This is a genomic window from Candidatus Avedoeria danica, from assembly GCA_016703025.1.
Lineage (GTDB): Bacteria > Chloroflexota > Anaerolineae > Epilineales > Epilineaceae > Avedoeria > Avedoeria danica.
In genome coordinates, this window is the sequence record JADJCV010000004.1 from 2,590,413 (window position 1) to 2,605,845 (window position 15,433).

Consider the following 15,433-nt stretch of genomic DNA (forward strand, 5'->3'; position numbering starts at 1 on the left):
CCATGTCGAGCACCCCGGGACAGCAGGGCGATCGTGTCGCCATCATAACACAATAATAACCGCAAGCGCAAGGGGTCATCCAAGCCGATTCCAACGCACGCCCGGATCGCCCGTGGCGATCGCAGGTGACCGGCCACGCGTTGGCCACGGCCACACCAATCATCACCGCCCAGTCACGCGTATCACCCCCGAATCACCCATGCGGCTTCCGACTCGCCGGACCGGCCGCACCCTACAGTGACGACACATTCGGAGGATTGCCATGCGCAGGTTCGGATTCGTTGTGGTCTTGACGGCTCTCTTTGTGTCCGGTTTGGCCAGCACCGCATTTGCCCAGGGCGGCGGACGGGGCGGGCCTGGCGGCGGCGGCGGCCGCGGCCCGCGCCAGCCCGACGCCTGCGCCAGCATCGCCAAGGCCGTGCACGACGCCTGTCCGTGCAACGGCACCGACGGCAGCGGCTGGGCGGACCACGCCAGCTACGTAACGTGCGTCCAGAACGCCGCCGCGGCGGCCGTTGCTGCCGGCGGCACGCAGGCGTGCGCCGACAAGATCATCGAGCGCGCCGACAAGAGCCCCATCGGCACCGAGGGCTTCACGTGCCCGACGGCACCGAGCGGCCCCGGCGAGCGCCCCGGCCGGCCCGGCCAGCCCGGCCGCCCCGGCCATCCCGGTCGCCCGGGTGAGCCCGGCGCGCCGCGCCCGGCGGAGGCGTGCCTCGTCGTCGCCAAGGCCGTCCACGCGGCATGCCCGTGCAACGGCGTCGACGGCAACGGGTGGACGGACCACGCCGCGTACACGGAATGCGTCCGGAACGCGGCAGCGGCGGCGGTCGCGGCCGGCGGTTCGCAGGAATGCGCCGACAAGGCGATCGAGCGAGCCGACAAGAGCCCCATCGGCACGGAAGGTTCCCAGTGCCCGGCAGAGGGTGGTCGCGGTCCCCGCAAGCCAGGCGGCGGCCAGTAGGCCTCGGCGCCACGCGGCGGAACGGTTCGTCCGCAGCAAGCAGCCTCCGGCGTGATGCCGGAGGCTGCTTGTTCGTTCAGCCTGCCGACCCCGCGCGGCCGCTTCCCCGAACCCCGAACACCCCACCATCCCGCTCCTGACGCTTGGCCGTGCGCCAAGCGTCGCCGCGTACCGCCGAACCTGCCTCGCCTACCCTGTGCGCACAGCACGACGTTAAGCTCCGTACCCCCGGGCCGGCCGGGCCCCGGTGCCGTGCCGAACTTGTCACCCCGTCCTCCCACCGGCCCCCGGCGCCGCACGGACGGTCGCGGACCGGGGGCGCGGCGGGCCAATCATTCGGCACGCACCATGCGTACCATCTGTGAGCATGCGCGACATGCAGCCTTCCGATCAGCCGGACATCCAGCACCTGATCACGCGCGCCAAGCAAGGCGACGAGGCGGCGCTGCGCTGGCTGTACGAGACATACAGGACGCGCATCCACCGCCTTGCCGTCACCCTGCTGGGGGATGGGGACGAGGCCGACGACGTCGTGCAGGACGTGATGATCTACGCGCTACGGAACCTCGACCGCTACCAGAGCGAACGCGCCGCGTTCGGGACGTGGCTGCACACCGTGACGGTGAGCAGGTGCCGCGACCGCGGCCGGCGCGCCCGTCGCGCCGCCACCGGCCTCCGCGCGTGGTGGTCGAGCAATGGCGAGGAAGCGGTCGACCCGGAGGACAGCGTGGGGCGGATCGACGCGCGCGGCGCCCTCGGGCCCGCGCTGGCCAGCCTGACGCCGCTCCAACGGGAGGCGTTGGCGCTGCGCGCGGTGTCCGATCTCAGCTTCCAGGAGATCGGCGACGCCCTCGGCATCCCGCTGCGGACGGCCCAGACGCGCGTCACCGGCGCGCTCGCGGCGCTTCGCCGCGCACTGTCAGCGCACTCTGCCCCACCCGCGGCCGCCAGCGTCGCACCCCCAGCTACCCGGCCGCCTGAGCCGTCCGCTTTCCGCGGCCACAGCGCCCGCATGCCCGAGCCCGTCCGGCCGGAAGACGCCCGATGAGCGCACCCTCTGCGGCGCACCTCACGGACGATCAGGCGCAGGACTACGTCTTCGGAGCGCTCGACAATCGCGCCCGCGCCGATGTGGCCACCCACGTGGCCCGGTGCGCCGCGTGTGCGGCGACCGTCGCCCGGTTCGACCGCGAGCAGGCGGCGCTGTTCGAGCTGATGCGAGTCGCCGCCAACGCCCGCCCGCCCGGCCGTGCCACGGAGTGGTCAGCCGTTCGTGATCGGATCGTCGCGCCGCGGAAGCGCTTCGCGTGGGCATGGGGCTGGGCGGCCGGCACGATCGGTGGGCTATCGGCACCCTTCCTCTTCGCGGTGGGCGTCGCCTCGGCCGCCGGCGTCAGCTACGCCGCGCTGCCCCCGGTCCGCCACGCCGTCGACCGTGTGCTCGGGATCGCGGCGGCGACGCCCGCCCCGACGCTCGCGCCCACGACGGAGCCGGCGGCTGTCGGGGGCGATCCGGCCACGGCGACGCCGACAGCCTCCCCGACGCCGACGCCGGCCGGCGACGTCGCCGCGCCGCCCGTGGACGATGCGCACCGCGACGACGAGTCCCCGTCCGACCGCGAGGTTGCCGGATCGCCGACCGCGCCGCCCGCGCTCACGCCAGTCCCGACCGCCGGGGCCTCCCCCACCTGGGCAGCAACGAGCGCCGCCGCTGACCCGGCGATCGGCTCCGGCGGCGCGCCCGCTGCGGCGACATCCGTCCCGACGGCCCCCGCACCCAACCCGACCCCGGGCGTCCAAGTACCGCCCGACGGGCCGACGCCGCCGGTTCGGCCCACGCCCGACCGTGATGGGCGGGGCGGGCGCGGCGGACCGGGTGGCGGCCGCCTGCCGCTCCCACCGCCTCCGGGCGGTCAACCAGGGCCGGGACCCGGCCCTGGCCCGCGCCCGACCGAAGGCGGCGGCCCCCCGCCCGGTCCGACGCCGAGCGCCAACGAGACGCCGGGCCGGCGCGACCGGGGGCCGGGCCACCGCGGGCACGAACGTCCGCCCGATGGGACGCGCGGCGAACGAACGCCGGCGCCGGATCGTCCGTAGCCAGCGGCGAGGGCCCGAGGACGCTGATCGCCCCTCCGACCCACCCACCGCAACCCCCTACCGCACACGCCCGTCCCGCCGCGCAACCGGCAGGTAGACGACCGATGTCGCCGCCGCGTCCGGCGTCGGTGCACCCGTCGGCGGGGTCGCGATCGGAGTCGGTTCCGGCGTGGCGGGGTCATCGGTGGACGTCGGCGGCACGGGGGACGGCGGCGGCGAGGTCGTCGGCGTCGATGTCCGCGAGGGAGTCGGCGTCGAAGACGGGGCGATCGGCAGCGGCACTGTCGGATCCCCGCCCGGCTGGCGCGCCTGCCCCGAGTTCGGGTCGATCATCAGGCCCGAGGCGTCGACGGCCTCGAATGCGCTGCCCGGGATCTGGCGCAGGCGATGGAGGACGTCGTTGTCCCATCGCTCGTCGGGCACGCCGGACAGGAACCACGGGCTGCCGTTGTCGGCATTGATCATGCCGTAGCGCTTGAGGGCGCGCAGGATCACCTGCAGCTCGGGCGGGTAGGCGCGGATGTCGAAGCTGGCCTTGAGGCGCATCCGCAGCGCCATCGGCGGCAGGTTGGGGTCGGACGATCGGCTGGCGAAGTGGCGACCCGGCCAGAGGTAGAGGCGCTGCGTCTGCGGCACGGTGAAGCGGATCGCATGCCCGATTTCGCCTGATGCGACCTCGTCGTAGCGCACGAGGCCGGGCAGGATCGGCAGGCCGGCGGCATCGGCCGACGTCCACCCGTCCGGTCGGAGGGCGTGGCTGGAGAGATCGAAGATCGCCCCCGAGCCCGCCTTCCAGCTGCCGTCCGGCTGCGGATGGGCGGCGTACAACTCGTAGAGCATGCACCGGTCGCGGTCGAGCATGAGGATGTGCCGATCGCCGTCAGCGTTCGGCCCGCCCTCGATCGGCGCGTTGCGCGGCACGGGGTACGGCCCGGGGTCGCTCTCGTCGCCGTACTCGAACGCCACCGGCACGCGCGCCTGATCGCCCGGCACGATCACATACGGGATGCCGATCGGGCCGCCGTTCCAGAGACCGCTGCCGAAATCGGCCTTCAGTTTGGCCTCGGCCCCGATCGCGCGCACCCACGCATCCGAGCTGCGGTGCACCGGCAGCGTGTCGACGGGGGTGTTCCAGATGTTGTCGCCCGGCAGCATCGGGCAGCCGGCGATGATTGGCGGGGCGGCGACGGCCGTCGTGGGGCGCACGAGCGCCACGGCGAGGGCGACGAGTGCCGCCAGGGCGCCGAGCGCGGCGTGCGGGCGGACCGGAACGGTGGGGCGGGCGCAGGCCATCGGCGGCTCCTGTGGGGTGTGGGGGGATAATAGGAGGACGCACTTCGTTCGTCACCGATGCGCCGCTCGGCCGCGCACCACCGATCCGGATCCCCGATGCCCGCCTCCAACCCCGCGTTTCTTGAAACGATCTTCCGCGCCCATGACATCGATCTGGCCCGCGGCCCGATCTTCGACCGTGCGCCCGGTCCGACGTCGCCCGACCCGGCGTTCGACCGCGCCGCCGGCATGCTGCTCGGGCTGGCGATCGGCGACGCCCTCGGCCACCCGGTGGCCGCGACGCCGCCGGCCGAACGCGCCTCCCGGTGGGGCGAGGTGCGCGACTACGTGCCGAACGTCCACGCCGGCGGCGCCGCGCTCGGCCTGCCGTCGTCGTTGACGCAGTTGGCGTTCTGGATGCTCGAGAGCGTCGTGGCCGCCGGCCGCTTCCATCCGAAGCGCGTCGTGGATCGCTGGAGCGAGCGGCCCCTGTTCGGCGCCGGCACCACGGTCCGCGATGCGCTGCGCGAGGTGCGGGGCGGCGTGCCGTGGCACCGCTGCGGCCGCAAGTCGGCCAGCGCCGGCCCGGCGGCGCGGATCGCCCCGCTGCTCCTGCCCCACCTCGCCGGCCAGGACGCCGACGTCTGGGCGGATGTCGCCCTGTGCACGCTGGCGACGCACAACGACTCGGCCGCGCTGGCGGGCGCACTCGGCATCACGGCCGTGCTGCACGGCTGCCTTGCGTCCGGTGGCGCCGAAGCCGGGCCGGCGCGTCCCCCGGCCGAGTGGTGGGCCGACACGTTCGTCGACGCCATCCGCGGCGTCGAAGTCGAGCCGTTCTACACGGTCGCCGTCCCAGGCGAGGCGGTGTGGACCGGCCAGCTCGGTCAGCGCGTCGGCGCCACCGTGCCCGCCGGCCTGGGCGACGGCCTCCCCGTCGCCGGCGCCGCCGCACGCTGGGGCAGCGGCGCGTACGCGCTCGAGGCGATCCCGATCGCCCTGTTCATCCTGGCCCGCCATGCGGACGATCCCGAGACCGCCCTCGTCCGCGCCGTGAACGACGCCGCGGCGAGCGACGTCGTCGGCGCGATCGTCGGCGCGTGCGTTGGGGCGCTGCACGGTGCGGGGGCGTGGCCGGAGCGGTGGGTGGCGGGGCTGAGCGGACGGACGGCCGCGGCGGACGACGGGCGCGTGTTCGCGACCATCGATGCGGCGAGGGGGCGGTGGGGAGCGTAGTCCCCCGCCACTGGTCATGCCTGGGGTGCCCGGCAGAGTACGGAGGCCGGAGATGCTGCCGTGGCGGGGTACTGACCGCAAGTGCCGCGAGGGCAGTTGCGTTCAGGGGCACGGCCATCCACCCCTGGTCGCCGCCGGCGCAGTCTCCTGCTGGCGCGGCAACGCACGATCTGGCAACATCCCGGCGACCGACCTGTCGCAGGTCGTGGTGGGAACGTCAATGCACAAGGAGCGTTCGAATGCCCGGGATGTGGATTCTCGCGTGGGTCGTCGTTGGCGCGATCGGGGGCTGGCTGGCCGGATACCTCACCACGAGGAACATGAAGTTCGACTGGGTCGACGTCGTGCTCGGCATGGTCGGGGCGGTCGTCGGCGGCTGGCTGCTCAGCTTCGCCGGGATCGAGAGCGAGGGCCTCAGCGCCGGCTCCCTGCTGGCCGCGCTCGTCGGCGCTCTGCTGATCACGTGGCTCTACAACAAGTTCGGGAAGAAGCAGATCCAGTAGCCTGCGCCTGGCCCGGACCCACGCGCAGGGTTCGACGCCCGGGCCACATGCGCACCACAGCGAACACGCCAAACGGCGGCTGGCAGATGAACATGCCCGCCGCCGTTTGATCGTGGTCGCGTCGTCGCGACAGGTACGCTAGTACTCCACCACTGTGGATTCTAGCACTGTGGATTCTAGGGGTTCCCTACTCTGGTGGCCGCCACGAGCATGTTCAGTGGTGGAGTACTAGCGCGGCGGGATCGTGATCACCTGGCCCGGGTAGATCAGGTTGGCGTTCGGGATCTGCGCCTTGTTGGCGGCATGGATCTCCGGCCAGCGCGCGGCATTGCCGAGGAACCGCTTGGCGATGCCCGACAGCGTGTCGCCGCGCACGATCGTGTACGTCGTCTCGGCGGTCTCGACGTGCTTGGCGGCCTGCCTTGCCAGCTCGGCCTCGTACTTCCGCCGCACCTCGGCCAGCTCGGCCTGCTGCTTGACCAGCGCGGCCTTCTCGTCGGCCGTGGCCTTGGCGACCGCCGCCCGGATCTCCGCATCGCGCTTGTGCATTTCGGCCTGCAGATCCGGTGCCTTGGCCCGGCCGTCGACCGGGCCGAGGGGGGCGTTCGGCTTGGCGGGCGCGTCCTTGGCCGCGGCGGTTTTCGGCTTGCGGCGCGTGCCGGGCACGGTCTTGTTGAGTAGGTCCCTGACGTGCTCGAAGATGCTCTTGTCTGCCATGTTCCGCTCCTGGTGGATCACCGTGGGGGGATTTGCGCTGCAGATGCGCCACGGTCACATTGCACGGTGTGGAGGATACCGCAATCAGGGCTGCGGTGAGAACCACACCTTGTCATCCAACGGCAGCCGCACGATCGTGTGGGCGCGGTAAGGGTCGTTCGCCGCAGCAACGTCCTGGTATGTACGCAGGTCGTAGGCGCGCATGATGAGCGCGCCCGTCGGCCGTGAAGCGCGGCTCGCGGTAGGCGCGCAGGCCATCCGTAACGGCAACCGCCATGGCGCCGACGGCGACGTCGCACACGTTCCAGCCCCCGACGTCGATGGCGCACCCGAAGAGGATCCGCCGGCTGGTCGCGTCGAACACGGGCGTGTCCACGCCGTGGACGGCCAGCGGTCCGAACGCGATCGTCTCCGTCGTCGTGCCGCCCACCGGCAGGAAGGCGCGCCGGATCGAACCGCCGATGGCGGCCTTGACGACGATCACGCCAGCAGCCCGCGCGGCGACATAGACCCGGCCGGCGACCTGCACGACAGCGGCGGGCAGTGCGTCTGCGGGGTGACCGCTGACGCCGGGCAAGGCCACCGCTGCCATCCACTGCGGTGCCGCCGGCTCACGAACGTCGGCGAGCCGCAGGCCGCCGCCCGGACACGCGAGGTACGCCGTGCCATCGGCGACAGCGACGGCCAGGATGCGATCGGACGTCTCCAGCGTCGCGCGAATCGTGCGCGTCGACGCATCGGTGTCTCCTGTACGCCGCGCGGCCGTGCGGCCGTCGGTCGATGCGCACAAGATACACCCGGTGATGGTCATCCGTTCCAGTGGATCCGGACCTATGGGTCCGGACCCATGCCGCTCCGCAATCGGACGGTTCGAGGCCGGTCCAACCCTCAGTCCGCCGTCGCCACCACGTCCGCCGCCGCGTGCGTCGCCCCTTGCTTCGCCCAGTCCTCGTCCCCCGTCACTGTGAACACGCGGAACGACTCGGAGTGGGACATCGCCTGGATCTGGGCGTCGTCCGGGTGCGCTTCCTTGGCCCGCTTGGCGTCGCCGCCTGCCCATTCGCGGATCCGCTCGGGCAGATCCGTCCAGCTGCCGAGCTGGCTCGGGTGTGCCTGGAGCGCCGCGATCTTGCGGTCGATCGTTTGGCTGATGTCCGAGAAGACGTTGCCTTCGCCGAAGCCGATCACGTAGAGCTTGCGGATCTTGTGCGGGCGGAGGCCCTCGCCGGCGAGCTCCTCGAAGAGGTGCGGCTGGCCCGAGGACGGGAAGATGGCATCGACGGCCGCGAGCGCGGCGGCGCGGTGGTCGGGGTGGTTGATCCAGCCGCCGGGCGTGAAGACGAGGTACGGATCGCCGGCGATGACGACCTCCGGCCGGAAGCGCCGGATCTCGCGCACGAGCCGCTTGCGCAGCAGCATCGTCGCCTCGAGCATGCCGTCCGGCTCGCGCAGGAAGACGATCTCCGTCACCCCGACCGCCGCCGCCGCCGCGCGCTGCTCGGCCTCGCGGATCCGGATCGCCCGCGCCCGCGTCATCCCTTCCTCCGCGATGCCGACGTCCCCGCTCGTGCAGAGCACGTAGCACACCTCGCAGCCGGCCTGGACCCAGCGGGCGATCGTGCCTGAACAGCTGAACTCGGCGTCATCCGGGTGGGCGACGATGACCATCGCGCGCTGCGGGACGAAGGTGTCGTACACGGGTGGAACTCCTGCGCTTGGAGCGCGGCTGGGTTGTAGCCGAGTTAATTGTTGCGTGCGCAATCATAGCCGGAGGCGCCGCCGGACGTCAACGCAAACGGCCGGCCGCCCGAAGGCGACCGGCCGCATGCCGTGCGAGGAGCACAATCGACCACGTCCCGAGGTGGAGGCCTCGTCACCGACGCCCCAAGGAGGGGGGGACTCACCGGGGGGAACGGCGGGCGTCGGTGTTGCGAGCAGTGTACGGGTTCGGGCGCGCGGTTGCCGGTCGCTCACCCGACGGAAAACCTACGGTTGCCCGACGGGCTGGCCGACGGGGAAACCGTCGCAGGGCGTCACGACACGGCCGGTCCCGGATCGTGCGGCAACGATCCGTACGGCGCTCGAAAGTAGGCGAACGGGGTCGCCAGCTGGAAGTTGGAGACGCGCGCCGTATATACGTCGGCGTGGCGCTCGAGCTGGCGGGCGAGGTAGCTCTTGTCGGCGCCGGTGCGCAGCGTCGGGCCCCAGCGGGCGTTGCCGAGCTGCTCGGCGGCTCGGGCCAGCGGGTCGATCTCGGCGTCGAGGGCGAGGATCGCGTCGCGCAGCGCCTTGACGCGCGCCTCGGCGGCGGCGAGGTGCGGCGGCGAGGCGGCGGCCGCCGCCCGGTCGCGGTGGAGGTCGAGGCGGAGGCGCGAGATCTGATGTTCGAGCCGCTCCTTGTCCGCCACACGGTCCATCAGCAGCCGCTGCGTCGGGCGGAAGCGGGTCAACGCCAGGATCTCGTCCTCGAGTTCGCGCAGGATCAAGGCGGTGCGCCAGCGTCGGATCGCCTTGGACACCGTCACGTCGCCGTACATATGGTCGCCGACGAAGAGGATCTCGCTGCCGTCGAGCCCGAGGTGGCGCTCGACCATCGCGGCGTGGCCGCCGAGGAACACGCCATCGGACGGGATGCCGCTCGGGCAGCGGCGGAGCAGGCCGTCCTCCGTTACGACCTCGAAGATCGGCAGGCGGTCCGTGCCAAAGAAGTCGGGCTTGCGGGCCGAGACGATGACGAGTCGGAACAGGTCGCGCCACGTCATCCCATCCGGCAGGAAGCGGTCGAACGCGTACGCCATCATGAACTCGGTGTAGGCGTAGTCGCTGTTCGTGATGAGCAGGAGGGTGTGGCCGGCCAGCTGCTGCTCGAACAGCGTCTGCGGGACGGCCGGGTCGAGCTCGACGTAGCGCTCGGGGTGGGCCATGATCTCGGCCTTCAGCTCGCCCTCGATGTGCGCCCGGTCGAGCGCCCGGCGGACGCCGTCGTACAGATCGGCGAAGCCCATGACCTCGGGCAGCAGGCGGGCGTCGAGCAGCTCGGTGGTCTGGGCGAACATCACGCCTTCCGAGATCGAGAACAGCGTGTCGAGCAGCCGGAAGCGATCGTCGGCCGGCGAGACGACGGTTCGTGCGTACAGCTTGTTCTTCTCGGCCGTCGACAGGCGACGAAGCCCGTGCGAGGCGTGCTTCACGTAGCCGAAGCGGTTCGCCTTGATGAGGTTGCCGAGGTCGCGATCGACCATCAGACCGCGGATGACGAGCGTCGGGTCGAACGCCAGGTGGTCGACCGGCCAGCCGCGCGCGCTGAGCTTGCGCTGCATGTGCTCATAGGCCGCGCGCTCCCAGGCTTCGACGTTGTAGTGGACCAGCGTGTAGTCCATGTCGTAGCCGATCGCCCGGACCTTGCGCAGGTTCAGCGTGCGATTGCAGAACACGCGCCGCTCGATCGGCGGCAGGCCGAGCGGCGCCCCGTTGCCATCGGCCGCCGCGTCGTCGATCGGCAGCGCGGGCAGTTCGATGTCGCTGTCGGTCATGGCCACGCGGCCGCGCTCATGACCACGCGGCGGCCCTCCGCGTCCGCTTCGGTGAGCAGACGTGGAGGGCCGCCGCGACGGGCGATGCTAGCGTCGACCCCACAAGCCCTCGACGGGGCACGGGATCTGACGCGCGATCGTGACGTAGATCGCGGCCAGGTCCTCGTTGCGAGGCGACAGGAAGACCCGTGCCGAGTCGGCGGTGAGGAGTTGCAGGTATGGTGCGTCGACGTCGGTGCCGAGGCCGACGGCGAAGAGGGCGACGTTGAGGCCGCGCAGGCTGGCCGCCCGCTCCTCCGGCAGCGTCGGCTCGGCCGATTGGCGGCCGTCCGTCAAGAGCACGACGGCGGCGCTGCGCGTCGGCGGCAGGCCGGTGGCGCGCAGCAGCGTCTCGGCCTCGGCCAAACCGGTGTCGATCCGCGTGCCGGGCGAGGTCACGATGCCGTCGATGGCGGCGCGGAGGGCGACGGGATCGCCCGACAGCGGGCTGGCGACCACGGCGGCGCTGTTGAACGCGACGACCCCGACGCGATCGTCCGGCAGGTTGAGCGCGCCGACGAAGGCGTGGGCGGCGGCCTTGGCGGCCACCAGCTTGTCGCCGGCCATGCTCACCGACGCGTCGATCACGAGGACGACGTCGGCGTCGATCGTCACCGGATCGCACTGCTCCTTGATCGCGATCGGCAGGAAGATCGGGCCGGGCGTGCGCGTCGGCGTCACGGTCGGGTCGACCGGGGTGTTCGTGGGCGTCGGGGTGTCCGTCGGGCCGACCGGTGTGTCGGTGGGCACGTCCGGCGGCGTGTCGGTCGGCGTCGGCGTGTCGGTCGGCGTGTCGGTGGGCAGCGGCGTGGCGGTCGGCGGCACGTATTCCGCGCAGTCGGCGCACAGGATCTCGAGGTCCCCCAGGCTGGCGACGTCGCGGTAGTACAGGAGGTACGTCGTGAAGTTGTAGTCGAACCACGGCCCGTGCGCCGACACCGGGTTCGTCGAGCGCAGCCGGCTCAGCGGGACGATGCTCCCGGGCTGGCCGAGGCTCTCCTCCGACGTCTTCTTGCCGGTGCCGAGCTCGTACCAGTAGACGCCCTCCTCGCCGAGCGTCTTCTCGGACGGCGCCCGTGCGACACCGTACGAGGTCGAGGCGATGCCGGCCGCGTCGACACCGCATGCCAGCCCGCCGAGGGCGCTCTCGCCGTGGCGGATCGCGTTCTCGTCGTCGAAGCGCTCCGGATCCGTGCCGACGTCGAAGCCGGCGTCCGTCCGCGCACCGTACAGGATGTCGCCGAAGCCCATCGCGTTCTCGGCCACCAGGTAGGTGAACTCTTCCTTCGTGCGGTCCGGCGTCGGAACGCCCTGATGGACGACGGTGGCGGTCACCGTGGCGAGCTCTTCCTCCACCCACTGCGTGTTCATGTCCCAGTAGCGGTCGCGCAGCGCGACGGAGATCCCGCCGTCCGCCGTGACGAGCAGGTCGGTCAACATCGGCTGCGGGACGTGCAGCCGGTCCCGCGCCTTCGGGATGTCGGCCAGCTGGTCGGACCACGGGCCCCATGTCACGGTCGAGCCCGAGATGCGGCGGAGGATCACGCGGTCGCGGGTGTAGCGCAGCGGGAAGCTGGCGACCTCGGTCATGTCCGTGCCGTCGGGCAGCGAGCGGTAGACCTTGGCCAGGAACGCCGCGCCCGGCCCGCGCGCGTTCACGAGGCCGTGGTAGACGAAGCCGCCGGCGAATTCGAGCGCGAAGGGCCGGGCGTCGCGCGCCCACTCCTCGTTCAACGCGCCGTGCGGGAACGTGCCGATCAGCGCCCCGGTGGCGACGTCGTAGCGGTAGATCAGCCGGTCGTTCAGGTTAACGACGAACAGCTCGGTGCCGTCGTCGTTCAGGTCCAGATCGCCGAGCGCCACCTTGCCGACGTTGCGCGCCGTGCCGGAGTCGTGCTCGAACGAGCCGTTGGTGAACGTCCCGGCGCGCTGGCGCGAGCCGGCGTTCGGCACGACGGCGAACGTCGTGACCGCATCCGTGGCGAGGTCGATCCGGTAGATGCCGCCCGGGCCTTCGGGTCCGTACGGCAGGCCGCGCTTGTGGTACGTCGACGCGAAGACCGCGTTTTGGCCGGCGTGGTAGGCGAGGCCCCAGACGGCGCCGGTCTGCTGGAACGTGGCCAGCTCGTAGTGCGCCGTCTCGTCCTTGGTGTCCTGGAAGACGATGACGGACGCCGATCCGGGGCCGGGCTGCTGGTTCGTGCCGCGCTGCGCCCGGTAGGACGAGACGGCGTAGAACGGCTGGCCGGTGTCACAGAGCGCTTCGAAGTCCGGCAGTTCCTCGCGCGTGGCCAGCGAGAAGATGACGGCGATCAGCGGTGCGGTGACGAGGGACGTTGCGAAGAGGAGAAGGGGTTTGGGAAGGCGCATCCCAGTCATGTCGGCCTCGCATTGGGTTCGATCGGTGTTGTGCAGGATGAATCGGTCCCCAATGAATTCGGTTGAAAACGGTCCCCGATGAACGGTTCGGTACGGAATGCGGCACATGATAGACCTGTCCTACCATATGGAACACCCGTTATACCCGCCAGCGGACACCGCGTTGCGTGTCCACCCGCTCGGCGTTGACGCAGGAGTCCGATGATGCCCACCCGACGACGCCCCCGCCCGTCCTCCGCCACCGCCCCGTTCGCCGTGGTCGCGGCGCCCGTGGTGCTGCTCGTCGCCGTGGCGCTCGTGCTGCCCACGCCGGCCCGCGGCGCGCAGCCGTGGCATGCGGCGGTCGACGCGCATCGTGCCGCCGGTCCGGCGACGGCACAGCAAACCGCCGCGATCGACCCGTTCGATCTTGCGACCGTCCATGACTACAAGCTCACGTTCGACCGCGCCGACTGGGAGAGCGCGCTGGCGGCGGATCAGACCGTCCAAGCGGACATCGAGGTCGACGGCGTGGCGCTCGCCGACGTGGCGGTGGCCTACAAGGGCAACAGCTCGCAGCGCGGCGCCGGGCGGAAGAAACCGCTGAACATCACGTTCGACGCGAACGTCGCCGGCCAGACGGTCGGCGGGCACGACGTGATCAACTTCAACAACGGCTTCTCCGACCCGACGTTCGTCCGCGAGGCGCTGACGAGCAAGTCGCTCTCGCCGTTCATGCCGATGCCGCGCATCGGCTGGGCGCGGGTTCATGTCAACGGCGCGTACTTCGGGTTCTACGTGGCGGTCGAGCAGATCGAGGGGACGTTCATCAAGCATTGGTTCCGCTCGAACAACGGCTGGCGCTTCAAGGCCGATCCGCCGGAGGCGGCGGCGCCGGATATCGCGGCGGGCGACGACGACGCCCTATCGCCCGACCAGCGCCCCGGAGGAGGAGGCTTCGGCGCGTCTCTCGCCTGGCTGGGCGAGGACCTGGCGCTCTACAAGTCCCGCTACGAGCTCAAGACACCGGACGCCGGCGACACGGCTTGGACGGGCCTGCGCGAGCTGACCCGCGCCCTCGACGCGCCGACCGGCGCGGGCGGAGCGGCGGAGGCCGATCTACCGGCGGCGCTGGCCGACCACCTCGACGTCGACCGGGTGCTGTGGTACGTCGCCGCGATGAACCTGTTCGCGAACTTCGACAGCTACTACGTCGGCCACAACTACTTCCTGTGGCGGGCCGACGAGGATGAGCGCTTCCACATCCTGGCCTGGGACATCAACGAGAGCTTCGGTACGTTCCCCGGCGGCGGCGTGGACACCGCGGACACGGCGGCCCTGGCCCGCGTCGACCCGTTCCACATGACGTCCGGCAGCGGCGCGGGACCGCTCCTGCGCCGCGTGGTCACGAATCCGGCTTGGCGCGCCGACTACCTGGCCCACTACCGCACCCTGCTGAGCGCCGCCTTCGCCCCGGCCGGCATCGAGCGCGACGGCACGGCGATGCAGGCCGTCATCGCCGCGAGCGTGAAGAGCGACCCGAACCCACTGTACGGGACGTCGTTCTTCGAGGCCGGGCTGCTGGACGATGTGCGCCTGGCGGGCGGCGGTGGCGGAGGCGGGGGCGGAGGTCGGCCCGCGCCGGGCATCGTCAAGCTGGTGACGCTCCGCACGCAGCACCTGGCGGCGCTGCCCGACCTCCAGCCGCCCGCCGGCAACGTGTACGACGCGACGCGCGACCAGACGCCCGGCGCGCCGACGTCGGCCGACGACGTCCTGATCGGCCTGCGCTGGGACGGCGCGTTCCTCGGCGAGCCGCCGTCGACCGTTTCCTTGCGCTACGCCGTCGACGGCGGCCGAACCGTCGAGCTGCCGATGCCGAGCGCGGTCGAGGGCGGCCTCCAACAGTGGAGGGCCACGATCCCCCAACAACCGGCCGGCACCGATGTGACGTACTACCTGCGCGCCGTCTGGCCCGACGGCAAGGTGGTCTTCGTCCCCGCCGCCAACCTGACCCGCCCGAGCACCTACACCGTCGCCGGCGTCCAGCTCCCGCCCGCCGCGGACAGCGACCTCGTGATCAACGAGGTCCTGGCCGACAACGGCGTCGGCGACGTGGACGAGGCGGGCGAGCACGAGGACTGGGTCGAGCTCTTCAACAAGGGCACGGCGCCCATCGACCTCGCCGGCTACTTCCTGTCCGACGACCCGACGAAGCCCGACGCCTGGCAGCTGCCGGACGTCACGCTGGCCCCCGGCGCGTTCCTCGCGATCTGGTGCGACGAGGACGGTTCGCAAGGACCGCTCCACGCGAACTTCAAGCTGAGCAAGGCGGGTGAGCTGGTGCAGCTGGCGACGAGGGATGCCGTCGTGGACAGCGTGACGTTCGGGGCGCAGACGACGGACGTGAGCTGGGCGCGGCAGCCGGACGGCACGGGGGCGTGGGCATCGTGCGCGTCGCCGACGATCGGGCGGGCGAACGTCTGCGGGGGCGGGACGGGGGGGACGGCGACGGCGACGGGCGTCGCCAGCGCAACACCGACGGTCTCGGCGACGCCGTCCATGCCGGCGATCACGCAGACGGCGACGGCGACGGGCACGCGACCCATTGTCGACGTCGGAACGCCAACGCCGACGCCGACGCCGACGATTTGGCGCGACTGGATGGAGCGGTTGTACTTGCCGATCGGCTATCGGCTGAAATAGCCCGCCGG

The 15,433-nt window shown here is 71.8% G+C and carries 12 protein-coding genes; 6 read left to right on the forward strand and 6 right to left on the reverse strand.

Annotated features, from left to right (window positions below):
- Window positions 1–289: 289 nt before the first annotated feature.
- From IPG72_13285 to IPG72_13295, 3 genes are all read left to right on the forward strand, one after another.
- Window positions 290–964, forward strand: a complete 675-nt coding sequence (locus IPG72_13285; protein ID MBK6769956.1) for a collagen-like protein — start codon at window positions 290–292, stop codon at window positions 962–964.
- Window positions 965–1,340: 376 nt separating this feature from the next.
- A complete protein-coding gene (locus tag IPG72_13290; GenBank protein MBK6769957.1) occupies window positions 1,341–2,012 on the forward strand; it encodes an RNA polymerase sigma factor in 672 nt (223 codons plus the stop codon).
- On the forward strand, window positions 2,009–3,061 hold the full coding sequence (locus IPG72_13295) for a hypothetical protein (protein ID MBK6769958.1): 1,053 nt from the start codon (window positions 2,009–2,011) through the stop codon (window positions 3,059–3,061). Before IPG72_13290 ends, IPG72_13295 begins: the two co-directional genes overlap by 4 nt.
- 57 nt (window positions 3,062–3,118) lie before the next feature.
- On the opposite strand, the gene IPG72_13300 is transcribed toward IPG72_13295, so the two are convergent.
- The gene (locus IPG72_13300; protein MBK6769959.1) at window positions 3,119–4,354 is read right to left on the reverse strand and encodes a hypothetical protein; all 1,236 of its coding nucleotides are present in this window, start codon (window positions 4,352–4,354) and stop codon (window positions 3,119–3,121) included.
- 96 nt (window positions 4,355–4,450) lie between these two features.
- On the opposite strand from IPG72_13300, the gene IPG72_13305 reads away from it, so the two are divergent.
- Complete coding sequence (locus IPG72_13305; protein ID MBK6769960.1) at window positions 4,451–5,569, forward strand: ADP-ribosylglycohydrolase family protein; 1,119 nt, start codon at window positions 4,451–4,453, stop codon at window positions 5,567–5,569.
- 239 nt (window positions 5,570–5,808) lie between these two features.
- Window positions 5,809–6,072 (forward strand): GlsB/YeaQ/YmgE family stress response membrane protein, encoded by a 264-nt coding sequence (locus IPG72_13310; protein ID MBK6769961.1) that lies wholly within the window; start codon window positions 5,809–5,811, stop codon window positions 6,070–6,072.
- Window positions 6,073–6,300: 228 nt separating this feature from the next.
- Here IPG72_13310 and IPG72_13315 read toward each other — a convergent pair whose 3' ends face one another.
- The 5 genes from IPG72_13315 to IPG72_13335 form a co-directional block, all read right to left on the reverse strand.
- Window positions 6,301–6,789 carry a LysM peptidoglycan-binding domain-containing protein gene (locus tag IPG72_13315; protein ID MBK6769962.1) on the reverse strand — a complete coding sequence of 163 codons (489 nt, stop codon included), beginning with the start codon at window positions 6,787–6,789 and terminating at the stop codon, window positions 6,301–6,303.
- A gap of 112 nt (window positions 6,790–6,901) precedes the next feature.
- Complete coding sequence (locus IPG72_13320; GenBank protein ID MBK6769963.1) at window positions 6,902–7,579, reverse strand: hypothetical protein; 678 nt, start codon at window positions 7,577–7,579, stop codon at window positions 6,902–6,904.
- 98 nt (window positions 7,580–7,677) lie between these two features.
- The gene (locus IPG72_13325; protein ID MBK6769964.1) at window positions 7,678–8,457 is read right to left on the reverse strand and encodes a PIG-L family deacetylase; all 780 of its coding nucleotides are present in this window, start codon (window positions 8,455–8,457) and stop codon (window positions 7,678–7,680) included.
- A gap of 365 nt (window positions 8,458–8,822) precedes the next feature.
- The gene (locus tag IPG72_13330; GenBank protein MBK6769965.1) at window positions 8,823–10,322 is read right to left on the reverse strand and encodes an HAD-IG family 5'-nucleotidase; all 1,500 of its coding nucleotides are present in this window, start codon (window positions 10,320–10,322) and stop codon (window positions 8,823–8,825) included.
- A gap of 87 nt (window positions 10,323–10,409) precedes the next feature.
- The gene (locus IPG72_13335; protein ID MBK6769966.1) at window positions 10,410–12,731 is read right to left on the reverse strand and encodes a VWA domain-containing protein; all 2,322 of its coding nucleotides are present in this window, start codon (window positions 12,729–12,731) and stop codon (window positions 10,410–10,412) included.
- 213 nt (window positions 12,732–12,944) lie between these two features.
- Here IPG72_13335 and IPG72_13340 point away from each other — a divergent pair, with 213 nt between their 5' ends.
- Window positions 12,945–15,425 carry a CotH kinase family protein gene (locus IPG72_13340; GenBank protein ID MBK6769967.1) on the forward strand — a complete coding sequence of 827 codons (2,481 nt, stop codon included), beginning with the start codon at window positions 12,945–12,947 and terminating at the stop codon, window positions 15,423–15,425.
- Window positions 15,426–15,433: the final 8 nt, after the last annotated feature.

What these genes read in the sequence shown, in the direction of transcription:
- IPG72_13295 (MBK6769958.1), top strand. Translation starts at nt 2,009, where the DNA reads ATGAGCGCACCCTCTGCGGCGCACCTCACGGACGATCAGGCGCAGGAC.
- IPG72_13340 (MBK6769967.1), top strand. Translation starts at nt 12,945, where the DNA reads ATGCCCACCCGACGACGCCCCCGCCCGTCCTCCGCCACCGCCCCGTTC.
- IPG72_13310 (MBK6769961.1), top strand. Translation starts at nt 5,809, where the DNA reads ATGCCCGGGATGTGGATTCTCGCGTGGGTCGTCGTTGGCGCGATCGGG.
- IPG72_13305 (MBK6769960.1), top strand. Translation starts at nt 4,451, where the DNA reads ATGCCCGCCTCCAACCCCGCGTTTCTTGAAACGATCTTCCGCGCCCAT.
- IPG72_13330 (MBK6769965.1), bottom strand. Translation starts at nt 10,322, where the DNA reads ATGACCGACAGCGACATCGAACTGCCCGCGCTGCCGATCGACGACGCG.
- IPG72_13335 (MBK6769966.1), bottom strand. Translation starts at nt 12,731, where the DNA reads ATGCGCCTTCCCAAACCCCTTCTCCTCTTCGCAACGTCCCTCGTCACC.
- IPG72_13315 (MBK6769962.1), bottom strand. Translation starts at nt 6,789, where the DNA reads ATGGCAGACAAGAGCATCTTCGAGCACGTCAGGGACCTACTCAACAAG.
- IPG72_13290 (MBK6769957.1), top strand. Translation starts at nt 1,341, where the DNA reads ATGCAGCCTTCCGATCAGCCGGACATCCAGCACCTGATCACGCGCGCC.
- IPG72_13325 (MBK6769964.1), bottom strand. Translation starts at nt 8,457, where the DNA reads ATGGTCATCGTCGCCCACCCGGATGACGCCGAGTTCAGCTGTTCAGGC.
- IPG72_13300 (MBK6769959.1), bottom strand. Translation starts at nt 4,354, where the DNA reads ATGGCCTGCGCCCGCCCCACCGTTCCGGTCCGCCCGCACGCCGCGCTC.